General features: G+C 67.5%; 7 protein-coding genes. 5 read left to right on the plus strand and 2 right to left on the minus strand.

The window, feature by feature from the left end; translation table 11 throughout:
• Positions 1–40: 40 nt before the first annotated feature.
• The gene (gene ggpS / locus AC3ITN_RS14975) at positions 41–2,287 is read left to right on the plus strand and encodes a glucosylglycerol-phosphate synthase (protein ID WP_489392942.1); all 2,247 of its coding nucleotides are present in this window, start codon (positions 41–43) and stop codon (positions 2,285–2,287) included.
• Between the two features lie 163 nt (positions 2,288–2,450).
• On the opposite strand, the gene bla is transcribed toward ggpS, so the two are convergent.
• Positions 2,451–3,359, minus strand: coding sequence for a class A beta-lactamase (gene bla, locus AC3ITN_RS14980; protein ID WP_489391014.1), 909 nt, complete (start codon positions 3,357–3,359; stop codon positions 2,451–2,453).
• A 382-nt stretch (positions 3,360–3,741) separates the two neighbouring features.
• Here bla and AC3ITN_RS14985 point away from each other — a divergent pair, with 382 nt between their 5' ends.
• A complete protein-coding gene (locus AC3ITN_RS14985) occupies positions 3,742–4,605 on the plus strand; it encodes a LysR family transcriptional regulator (protein WP_489391015.1) in 864 nt (287 codons plus the stop codon).
• Between the two features lie 138 nt (positions 4,606–4,743).
• Here the strand turns inward: AC3ITN_RS14985 and AC3ITN_RS14990 are convergent, their stop codons facing one another.
• Positions 4,744–6,597 (minus strand): ABC-F family ATP-binding cassette domain-containing protein, encoded by a 1,854-nt coding sequence (locus AC3ITN_RS14990; protein ID WP_489391016.1) that lies wholly within the window; start codon positions 6,595–6,597, stop codon positions 4,744–4,746.
• A gap of 344 nt (positions 6,598–6,941) precedes the next feature.
• Between AC3ITN_RS14990 and AC3ITN_RS14995 the strand changes: the two genes are divergently transcribed.
• The 3 genes from AC3ITN_RS14995 (at position 6,942) to ybaL (ending at position 11,932) form a co-directional block, all read left to right on the plus strand.
• A complete protein-coding gene (locus AC3ITN_RS14995; RefSeq protein WP_489391017.1) occupies positions 6,942–9,335 on the plus strand; it encodes a TonB-dependent receptor plug domain-containing protein in 2,394 nt (797 codons plus the stop codon).
• A gap of 242 nt (positions 9,336–9,577) precedes the next feature.
• Positions 9,578–9,889 carry a hypothetical protein gene (locus AC3ITN_RS15000; protein ID WP_489391018.1) on the plus strand — a complete coding sequence of 104 codons (312 nt, stop codon included), beginning with the start codon at positions 9,578–9,580 and terminating at the stop codon, positions 9,887–9,889.
• 342 nt (positions 9,890–10,231) lie between these two features.
• Positions 10,232–11,932 carry a YbaL family putative K(+) efflux transporter gene (gene ybaL, locus AC3ITN_RS15005; protein ID WP_313348252.1) on the plus strand — a complete coding sequence of 567 codons (1,701 nt, stop codon included), beginning with the start codon at positions 10,232–10,234 and terminating at the stop codon, positions 11,930–11,932.
• The last annotated feature ends 56 nt before the right edge of the window (positions 11,933–11,988 follow it).

The following is an 11,988-nucleotide window of genomic DNA, read 5'->3' on the forward strand; positions in this document are numbered from 1 at the left end:
CACCTCACCCCGCAAGCCGCCGGCGCAGCCGGCACCGCAACTGATCCTCGCCACCGATCTGGATGGCACCTTTCTCGCCGGCGACGCCGCCGCGCGCCACCGCCTGTACCGGCTGGTCGACCAGCACCCCGGTATCCGCCTGATCTTCATCACCGGCCGCGGCCTTGAAGCGGTGATGCCACTGCTTTCCGATCCCGCCATTCCGCGCCCGGACTACGTGGTCTGCGATGTCGGCGCCACCGTGGTCGATGGCCACACGCTGCAGCCGCTGCAACCCCTGCAGTCGATGATCGACGCGCACTGGCCCGGCGAACAGGTCGTGGCCGCCGCGATGCGGCCGTTCACCGCGCTGCAGCGCCAGGACGTACCGCAGGAACGGCGCTGCTCGTACTTCTGCGACCCGGCCACGCTGGCGCCCCTGCGCGCGCAGATCCAGGCCGCCGCACAGGCGCTGGGCTGCGATGTGCTGTATTCGGCCGACCGTTACCTGGACATCCTGCCGCCGGACACCGACAAGGGCCGCACCCTGGCCGCGCTTGCGCGCCTGCTGGACCTGCCGCGCGATCGCATCCTGGTGGCCGGCGACACCCTCAACGACCTCTCCATGTACACCGCCGGTTTCCGCGGCGTGTGCGTGGGCGACTCCGAGCCAGCGCTCACCGCCGCCACGGCCGCACTCGACCACACCTTCCATGCGCAGGCACCCGGCTGCGGCGGCATCCTCGAAGCGATCAAGCACTTCGGCCTGCTCCCCGCCGATGACGCCTGGCTACAGCCGCCGGCGCAGGCACGTGCGGAAGGCGCCGATCTGGTGATGGTCTACCACCGCCTGCCCTTCGACGAAGTCATGGAAGACGGCGTGCTGGTGCAGCGCCCACCGCGCTCGCCCAACGGCATCATTCCCTCGCTGCTGAGCTTCTTCGAAGGCGGCCAGAAGGGCTCCTGGGTGGCGTGGGGGATCGACGACCCCAAGCGCGGCCCGTTCCAGACCCACCTGGCGGTGGATGCGGACCGCTACCCCACCCTGACCGCCGCGCGCGTTCCGCTGACCCGCCAGGAAGTGGATATCTTCTACAAGCGCTTCTCCAAGGAAGCGTTCTGGCCGATGCTGCATGTGTTCTGGGAACGCGCGCGGTTCCGCGAAGACGACTGGCAGGTATTCCTGAAGGTCAACCGCCGCTTCGCCGAGGCCACTGCCGCCGAGGCTGCGCACGGCGCAACGGTGTGGATCCATGACTACAACCTGTGGATGGTGCCGGCGACGCTGCGCGAGCTGCGCCCGGACCTGAAGATCGCCTTCTTCCACCACACCTACTTCCCGTCCGCCGACGTGTTCAACGTGGTCCCGTGGCGCCGCGAGATCATCGGCAGCCTGCTCAGCTGCGACTACATCGGCTTCCACATCCCGCGCCAGGTGGAGAACTTCGTCGACGTGGTGCGCGGTGCGATGCCGGCCGAGCGCCTGGCCTGGGAAAGCTGCGCGCCGCGCTTCCTCACCTACGGCTGTGCGGTGGGCCTGGACACCATGACCACCCGGCTGCGCGTGGGCGATCGCGAGGTCGCGCTGGGCGCACATCCGGTCGGCACCGACCTGCGCCGCATCCACGACGTGCTGGCCCGCCCCGGCGTGCGCAACGACATCTTCAAACTGCGTCGCGAGATCGGCGCACGCAAGCTGGTGCTGTCGGTGGAGCGGCTGGATTACACCAAGGGCACACTGGCCAAGCTGGAGGCCTTTGAACGGCTGCTGGAACAGCACCCGGAGCGACAGGGCAAGGTCACCCTGCTGATGGTCTGCGTACCGGCCGCGCGCGAGATGACGGTGTACCGCACGCTGCAGAACCAGATCGAACAGGCGGTCGGCCGGATCAACGGCCGCTTCTCGCGCCTGGACTGGACGCCGGTGCGCTTCTTCGCCCAGGCGCTGCCATTCGAGGACGTCGTGGCGCACTACGCCGCGGCACAGGTGATGTGGATCACCCCGCTGCGCGATGGCCTGAACCTGGTGGCCAAGGAGTTCGTCGCCACCCATGGCATCGAGGGCAGCAGCGGCGTACTGGTGTTGAGCGAGTTTGCCGGCGCGGCGGCGGAACTGAAGGGCGCGGTGCTGACCAACCCGCACGACCCGGCCGACCTCACCGCCGGCCTGCTGCAGGCGCTGTCGATGCCCGATGACGAGGCCAGCGGACGCATGCGCCAGCTGTTCGGCAGCGTGGAATACCACGACGTGGACCGCTGGGGACGCGAGTTCCTGGAGGCGGTGAAGGAAACAGGCCAACCCGCGTAGCGACACGCCATGCGTGTCCCTCGCAATGCCCGATCCAAGCCCGCGAGGGACACGCCACCAAGCGTGTCCCTAGCGGGCGCGGCAACGCCCGGGCGCGTAGCGACGCGTTCATTGCGTCGGCGCCCATTGGTCAGAGGGCGCGGCGTGTCTCTACGCGGGTGCATCACCCTCGGATCATCCGCTCCGCAATCACCGCCACCTGGCGCAGCACGTCATTGCGCACATCGTCGCCTGCCGGCGCCCCCTGCAGGAAGCTGGTCAACACCCACGGCGCACCACCGGCCAGCGGCCACAGGATCGCGATGTCGTTGGTGGTGTCCTTGCCGTTGCTGCCGGTCTTGTCGCCTACCCGCCACGCCTTGGACAGCCCCGCCCGCAACCGCGCGTCGCCGGTTTCGTTGTCGATCAGCCAGTCGGCCAACTGCAGGCGCGAGGCCGGCGTCAGCACCTCGTGCTGCACAACGAAGCGCTGCAGGCTGCCGGCCATCGCGGCCGGGCTGGTGGTGTCGCGCGGGTCGCCGGCCTCGAAGCGGTTCATTTCCGGCTCCCGGCGATCATTGCGGGTCACCGCATCGCCATGCCCGCGCAGGAACGCCGTCACCCCGGCCGGGCCTCCCACCACGTCGAGCAGCAGGTTCGCGGCCGAATTGTCGCTGGTCACCATGGTCGCGCGGCACAGATCACGAACGGTCAGATCCTTGCCCACATGGCGCCGGGTGACCGGGGCGTGGGCGAGCATGTCGTCTTCGCGCACCGGCAGGCGGCGGTCGAGCGAGAGCGTACCGCGGTCGGCCAGGTGCAGCACCGTGGCCGATAGCGCGAACTTGAAGGTGCTGCACATCGGGAAGCGCTCATCCTGGCGATGTCCGACCCGGTGGCCGGTGGCCGTATTCAACAGGGTCACCCCGAGGCGGCCGCCGCTGGCCTTCTCCAACGCGGCGAAATCGGCGGCCTGCGCCGGCGCCGTGTCGTCGCCGGACGCACCGGAGGGCGCCTTGGCCAGCACGGTGGCGGCCAGGGCGGACGCGGCGGCGGCACCGGTCATCTGCAGGAACTGTCGGCGGGCAAGCATGGGCGTTTCCTTGGTGGGCAGGGCCGCAGTATCGGCATGCCACGACCGCCCCCACCAGCGCGGATTTTCATCAAGAGCCATGAGCCTCCCTAATGGGTAGTGCCGGCCGCTGGCCGGCTCCAGGCGATAACGATCCCGGTAGTGCCGGCCGCTGGCCGGCTCCAGGCGACCCAGCATCAGGACGAGCCGGCCAGCGGCCGGCACTACCCGCATAGGCAGCATCTGGACGAGCCGGCCAGCGGCCGGCACTACCCGTATAGGCGGCATCAGGACTAGCCGGCCAGCGGCCGGGACCACCCGTACAGGCGGCATCAGGAGAATGCCCGCCAGCGGCCGGCGCCGCCATCTGCGATGATCCATCAACCCCGCTCACGGCTTGGCCATGCTCCGCCCCCAGCTTCCACTCAACGCGCTGCGTGCTTTCGAGGCGGCAGCCCGCCATCAGAACTTCACCCGCGCCGCGCTCGAACTGTGCGTGAGCCAGGCCGCGCTCAGCCACCAGATCCGCGGCCTGGAGGACCGGCTCGGTGCCGTGTTGTTCCATCGGCTGCCCCGCGGAGTGGCGCTCACCGACGAGGGCGCGCGGCTCTATCCGGTGCTCAACGAGTCCTTCGACCGCATCGCGATCAGCCTGGACCGCTTCGTCGGCGGCCATTTCCGCGAGGTGCTGGGCGTGGGCGTGGTGGGCACCTTCGCCACCGGCTGGCTGCTGCCGCGGCTGGCCGATTTCAATGCACGCCACCCGGACATCGAGCTGCGCCTGCAGACGCACAACAACCGCATCGACCTGGCCGGCGAAGGCCTGGATCTTGCCATCCGCTTCGGCGACGGCGACTGGCAGGGGCAGGTGTCCACGCCGGTGCTGGCCGCGCCGTTCGCGCCGGTGTGCGCTCCCGCCTTGGCGCGCACACTGAAACAGCCGCGCGATCTGGCCAACGTACCGCTGCTGCGCTCCTATCGCAGCGACGAGTGGCCACGTTGGCTGCAGGCGGCCGGCGTGGCTGAGCTGGAGGCGCGCGGACCGGTATTCGATTCGTCGCTGACGCTGGCCAGCGCGGCAGCGTCGGGCGCAGGCGTGGCGCTGCTGCCGCTGAAGATGTTTGAGCAGGACCTGGCGCAGGGCCGGCTGGTGCAGCCGTTTGCGCCGACGCTGGAGCTGGGCAGCTATTGGCTGACGCGGTTGCGTTCGCGCGTGGAGAGCGAGGCAGGCAAGCGGTTCAGGGAATGGCTGGAAGCGCAGTCGTAGAGCCACGCCCTGCGTGGCTGCTCTTCGTTCCGGCACCGCGAAGCCACGCAGGGCGTGGCTCTACGGGATCGCGAAGCCACGCAGGGCGTGGGTCTACGGAATGCCCGTGCCGACGTTGACCGACAGGGGCGTTGCTCGTCAGGCCATCAACTCCATCCACGCCGCTTCGGCCTTTTCCAGCTGCTGCGCGGTGGCTTCGCGGTCGCGGCCCAGCACCGCCATGCGGGTGGCATCGGCGTAGTTGGTCGGATCGGCCAGCTGGCGATCCAGATCGGCCAGCTGGCCTTCCAGCTGGTTGACCTTGGTTTCAGCGGCGGCCAGCTTGACCGGGTTGACGGTCTTCTTCGGCGGCAGCGGCGGGGTCGGCGGCACCGGCTCGGGCGCCGCAGCCGCCATCTTCTGCTTGGTACCCTGCGCGGCCGGGCGCGAACGCAGCCACGCCGCGTATTCGTCCAGGTCGCCGTCGAACGGTTCGACCACACCGTCGGCAACACGCCAGAAGGTGTCGCAGACCAGGCCGATCAGATGGCGGTCGTGCGAGACCATCACGATCGCCCCTTCAAACGTCGCCAATGCTTCGGCCAGCGCCTCGCGCATTTCCAGGTCAAGGTGGTTGGTGGGTTCGTCGAGCAGCAGCACGTTCGGCTGCTGCCAGGCAATCATCGCCAGCGCCAGGCGCGCGCGCTCGCCGCCGGAGAAGCCGTCCACCGGCTCGAAGGCACGGTCGCCTGCGAAGTTCCACTTGCCCAGGAAATCGCGGAACGCCTGATTGTTGCCATCCGGCGAAATATCCCGGAAGTGATCCATCGGTGACTGGCCTTCGTGCAGGGACTCCACCGTGTGCTGGGCGAAGTAGCCGATGCGCAGGTCAGGGTGCGCCGACCGCTCGCCGGCCACCGGGTCAAGCTCACCCACCAGGGTCCTGACCAGCGTGGTCTTGCCCGCGCCGTTCGGACCCAGCAGGCCGATGCGCTGGCCAGCTTCCAGGCCGAAGCCGACGTTGTGCAGGATCACCGCGTCCGGGCTGTAGCCGGCCTCCACATCGTTGAGCCGGATCAGCGAGAACGGCAGCTTGGACGGCGGCGCGAACTCGATGCGGAACTCGCGCTCGGCGCGCACCGCTTCCGTGCCGGTCAGCTTGGCCAGGCGCTTCATGCGGCTCTGCGCCTGGGTCGCCTTGCTGGCCAGCGCCTTGAACCGATCAATGAAGCTCTGCAGGTGGGCGCGCTCGGCCTGTTCCTTGTCGTGGGCGATCTGCTGCTGGCGCAGCTGCTCGGCGCGCTGGCGCTCGAAGTCGGTGTAGCCGCCGGGGTACAGCTTGGCCCCGCCGCCATGCAGGTGCAGCGTGTGCGTGGCCACGTTGTCGAGGAACTCACGGTCGTGCGAGATCAACAGCAGCGTACCGGGATACTTCAGCAGCCACTGTTCCAGCCAGAACACTGCGTCCAGGTCGAGGTGGTTGGTCGGTTCGTCGAGCAGCAGCAGATCGCTGGGCATCATCAGCGCGCGGGCCAGGTTCAGTCGCGCGCGCCAGCCACCGGAGAACGTCGACACCGGGCGTGAGTGGGTGTCGGACGGGAAACCCAGGCCGTGCAGCAGCTTGCCCGCACGGGACTCGGCATCGTACGCCCCGATTTCGGCCATTTTCTGGTGCGCATTGGCCACCGCCTCCCAGTCCTCGCGCGCGGTCGCCTCGGCCTCCTCGCGCAGCACGGCAGCGACCTCGGTGTCGCCTTCCAGCACGAACTGCAGCGCCGGGTCCAGCAGCGCCGGTGTTTCCTGGGCCACGCTGGCGATGCGGATCTTGCCGGGCAGGTCGACATCGCCCTTGTCGGCCTCCAGCTCACCCTGCACGGCCGCGAACAGGCTGGACTTGCCGGCCCCGTTGCGGCCCACCACGCCCACGCGGTATCCCGCATGCAGGGTCAGGTCGACATTGGACAACAGCAGCCGCTCGCCGCGGCGCAAGGCGAAGTTACGAAGGGAGATCATCTGGGGGAGTCCATATAACGGAATGGAATGTGCTGGTAAGCACCTTTCCTGCGACGCAATTCTAGCGTTAACGAATACTTGACGGGCCCCGGGATGCGCGGCACGGCTCGTTCTCTCTCCCACGATCCTGCCTGCGCCCTCCCCGGGACCCTACCGCCAGATCCGCCAACATCACCTAAATTGTTGCTTTTGCAACGTTTTTTCTGCCGGCGTCGATTTGACAGCACGTAAATCTTCCGTTAATTCGTTCCTTGCGCACCGCAACACCCGTCCTCGCAGACCCGCCTCACCGCAGTCGTGATGTCGCCTCGGTGCCACCTCGTCCCAACCGGAGCCACATCCTGATGAACCGCAAGACCCGTACGCTCGCCGCCGCCGTCGCCGTCGTTCTCGGCGGCTCCGCGTTTGCCGCCGCCGCCCAGGACGCCCCGGCCCGGGCCACCGCCAACACCCTGGACACCGTGATCGTGACCGGCACCCGGGTTGCCGACCGCACGGTGGCCGAGTCGCAGTCACCGATCGACATCATCACCCCCGAGGCGCTGCAGTCCACGGGCACCACCGAGCTGGCCACCGCGCTGTCGCGCGCCCTGCCCTCGCTGAACTTCCCGCGCCCGGCACTGACCGATGGCACCAGCGGCATCCGCCCGGCGCAGCTGCGCGGCCTGTCGCCCGACCAGGTGCTGGTGCTGGTCAACGGCAAGCGCCGCCACACCTCGGCACAGATCAACGTCAACGGCAGCATCGGGCGTGGGTCGTCGGCGGTGGACATCAACGCCATTCCGATCTCGTCCATCGAGCGGGTGGAAGTGCTGCGCGATGGTGCCTCGGCGCAATACGGTTCCGACGCCATCGCCGGCGTGATCAACATCGTGCTCAAGGGCTCGTCGGCGGGCGGCAGCCTGGCGCTCGACGCCGGGCAGTACTCGGCGGGCGATGGCAACAAGTACCAGCTCTCCGGCGATGCCGGCATCGGCTTCGCCGACGGCCGCGGCAGCGTGCATGTGGCCGGCCAGATCCTCCAGCAGGACGAAAGCAACCGCGCCGGCCCGTACCAGGGCACCACGCCGAACACCGTCAACTACCCGGATATCGGCGAGACCGCCTTCGTGGTCGGCGATCCGCAGGTGGATGCCACCGCCGCGTCGGTCAACGCGAGCTTCCAGTTCAGTGATCACGTCTCGGCCTATGCCACTGCGTTGGCCAGCAATCGCGACATCACCTCGTTCGCGTTCTACCGCTCGCGCACCAACAACAACCAGGGGCCGCTGCTCGCACAGACCTACCCGGACGGTTTCGTACCGGAGATCAACCAGTACTCCAAGGACCGCTCGCTGGTGGCCGGGGTCAAGGGCGATACCGAAAGCGGCTGGACCTGGGACGTGAGCTACAACCACGGCCAGAACACGATCGACTTCCACACCCGCAACAGCATCAATTACAGCCTGGGGCTGGACAGCCCGCGCTCGTTCTACGCCGGCGCGCTGGAATATACCCAGGACATCGGCAATGTGGACATCACCAAGACCCTGGACTGGGGGCTGGCGTATCCGGTGACGCTGTCCTTCGGCGGTGAGTACCGCCGCGAGACGTGGGAACAGAACGCGGGCGAACCCAATTCCTACTTCGGCAGCGGCGCGCAGGGCTTCGGCGGCTTCACCCCGCTCAACGCCGTCGACGCCGACCGCGACAACTACGCGGTGTACGCAGGCCTCGAAGCGGACCTCACCGACAAGTTCTCCGCCGGCGTGACCGGGCGCTACGAAGACTATTCGGACTTCGGCGACAAGTTCTCCGGCAAGCTGTCGGCGCGTTACGCGTTCACCGACAAGGTCGCCCTGCGCGCCACCGCCTCGTCCGGCTTCCGTGCCCCGTCGCTGGCCCAGCAGAGCTACCAGGCCGTGACCAGCACGATCGTCAACGGCGTGTTCGTCGAACGCGGCACCTTCCCGACCACCAGCGCCGCCGCGCAGGCACTGGGTGCCAGCCCGCTGAAGGCCGAAAGCTCCACGTCCTACAGCGTGGGCCTGGTGCTGCAGCCGATCGACCGCCTCTACCTGACCGTGGATGCGTACCAGATCGACATCGACGACCGCATCGTGCTCTCCACCAACATCACCACCAATGCCGCCGCCAATTCGCTGCTGGCGGGGCTGGGCCTGCCGGGCGTCACCGCGTTCTCGTACTTCACCAATGGCGTGGACACCCGCACCCGCGGTGTGGATGCCGTGTCCAGCTACACCATTCCGTTCGCCGCCAGCTCGCTGGAGCTGACCGCCGCCTACAGCTACAACGAAACAGAGGTGAAGAAGTTCATCGCCTCGCCGGCGGTGTTCGGCACGCTGGGCATCACCCAGTCGCTGATCGGGCGCGACGAGATCGGCCGCATCGAAGACAGCTACCCGCGCGACAAGACCATCCTCAGCGGCACCTGGCGCTCGGACCGCTGGGACCTGAGCCTGGCCGCCACCCGCTACGGCAGCTTCACCGTGCGCAACTCGGCGACGGCGCTGCGCGACCAGACCTACGACGCCTCATGGGTGCTCGACGCGTCGGTGGCCTTCAAGCCCAGCGAAAACTGGACCCTCACCCTGGGCGCGGACAACATTCTGGACGAATACCCGGACCGCACCGTGGACCTGCAGAACTCCACCTGGGGCATGCTGCCTTACAGCAACTACTCGCCGTACGGCTTCAACGGCGCCTATGTGTACGGGCGCGTTGCCTACAAGTGGTGATACCGCCGGGGCATCCGGCACGGCAGGCCCTGGCGCCTGTCGTGCTTGCCCCGAAAGCCTCGTGTACTCCTGCCAACTGTGCCCCGGGGCACCCTATTGGCTATCGGCGCATGCCATGATCGAACCATGAATCATGGAGCCGTCCAATGACAATTCCCAACAGCGCACGCCGGTCTGTCGTTTCTGCGTTGACGTGGGCAACGTTGGCGGCCGTCCCGCTTTCCGGGTGTGCAGGAGATCACGTGAAGCCGAGCTACTCCAAGGCGAGCGTTGAGCCTGTCGTCGTGACGAAGGTGTCCGACTCGACTCTGCGGGTGCAGTTCAACAATCCACTTGAAAGCATGTATTACGCTGGGGGAATCAGCTACTCAGTTGAAGCGGGCATCATGAAGATCACCATCGACCGTTGTCCGATTTCCGGCAACTGCGCGACCATGCTGCGCCGTCGCATCGCGCCAGGCCCATCCAAGCCTGCAGTGCAGGATATTCCCCTGCTGGCGCCTGTCGTTGCAATGGTCTTCGTCGACGGCGAAGAACCGGTCTTTCCGCAATGATGCACCATCACTGAGAAGGCACTGCACAACATGCAGGCTCGTTCAATCAGTTGTTAAGTGACCGAATTGGTTCATCTGAAGCAGATGGACCGCCAGCAGGCTACACCCACGATCGCCGACCCTACCCAGGTACTTGAAGATATCCAGCCTCGGCGGGTGGAAAGGTTCCGCCCCACGAGGCGGCTGCTGGCCCGCGCCACAGCGAGCCGGTGGAAAGGCTCCCACCAGGAACCGGCGGCGTTAGGCCGGAGTGACAACACCTTCGCGGTCAAGCCACATTCCGGTTTGCCGGAACCGGCCGCATCGGTGAAAATCGGGGCATCCCCCAATCTGCGAGCCCCGATGCACCATGACACCGACCTGATCAACATCGTTGCCGTTGGCCTTGGGCTCGCCTTCATCCTGGGTGCGCTGGCCAACAAGCTGCGTTTGTCTCCGTTGGTCGGTTATCTAGTGGCGGGCATCTGCGTAGGACCGTATACCCCCGGCTTTGTCGCCGACGGGGCGCTGGCCAACCAGCTGGCCGAACTCGGCGTGATGCTGCTGATGTTCGGCGTGGGCCTGCACTTCTCGCTGAAGGACCTGATGGCGGTCAAGGCGATCGCCATTCCCGGTGCCGTTGGCCAGATCCTGGTCGCCACCCTGCTCGGCTGGGGACTGGCTGCGTTGATGGGCTGGCCGGTCATCCATGGCGTGGTGTTCGGCTTCGCGCTGGCCACCGCCAGTACCGTGGTGCTGCTGCGCGCCATGGAGGAACGCCGCCTGCTGGACACCCAGCGCGGCAAGATCGCGGTGGGCTGGCTGATCGTCGAGGACCTGGCCTGCGTCCTGGCGCTGGTGATGATGCCGGTGCTCGCCGGGGTGTTCGGCCCGGCCGCGGCCAATGAAACCCACACGATCGGCAGCGTGCTGGCCAGCATCGGCTGGACCTTCGTGCAGCTGGGCCTGTTCGTGGCCGTCATGCTGGTGGTCGGGCGGCGCGTGATCCCATGGATCCTCGAGCGCATCGCCGGTACCGGCTCGCGCGAGCTGTTCACCCTGGCGGTGCTGGCCATCGCGCTCGGCGTGGCGTTCGGTTCGGCGATGCTGTTCGGGGTGTCGTTCGCCCTCGGTGCGTTTTTCGCCGGCATGCTGCTCAACGAATCCGAGCTCAGCCACAAGGCCGCCAGCGACTCGCTGCCGCTGCGCGACGCGTTCGCGGTGCTGTTCTTCGTCTCGGTCGGCATGCTGTTCAACCCCAACATCCTGGTCGAGCATCCCTGGCAGGTGCTGGCCACCGCGGCCATCATCATGTTCGGCAAGTCCGCCGCGGCATTCGTCATCGTCCGCGCGTTCGGGCATCCCACCGGCACCGCGCTGACCATCTCGGCCAGCCTGGCGCAGATCGGCGAGTTCGCCTTCATCATCGCCGGTCTGGGCGTCACGCTGAAGATCCTGCCGCCCACCGGGCAGGCGCTGGTATTGGCGGGCGCGCTGATCTCCATCATGCTCAATCCACTGGTGTTCGGCCTGCTCGACCGCTGGCTGCTCAAACATCAGCAGACCACCCCGGCGGCGGTCGAAACCGAACTGCCCCCCGGGCCCTCGCTGGACCTGCACGACCATGCCATCGTCATTGGCTTCGGCCGCGTCGGCAGTGCGCTGGCCCAGGTGCTGCGCGACCGTGGTGTGCCGGTGCTGATCATCGATGACAACAAGGAACACGTGGCCGAGGCGCATGCCGCCGGCCTGCCCGGTATCCGCGGCAGCGCCGCCTCCGACCGCGTGCTGGCCGAAGCCCATCCCGAACGCGCCAAGATCGCGGTACTGGCCATTCCGCAGCCGCTGGAAGCCGGTGAGACGCTGGCCAAGCTGCGCGCGATCAACCCCGGGCTGACCCTGCTGGCGCGCGCGCACAGCGACGCCGAAGTGAAGCACCTGCTCGATCACGGTGCCGATGGCACGGTGATGGCCGAGCGCGAACTGGCCTATTCGCTGGCGGAGATGGTGATGGCCACGCCCCCGTACCGGAATCTCGGCAAGCACACCATTCCGGTGGTGTGAGCGACCACGGGCGTTGAGCCCGTGCAGATTGCAACGCTTCCTATAGGAGCCGCGTG

The sequence above is a fragment of the Stenotrophomonas sp. KH_036_B genome (assembly GCF_057839485.1).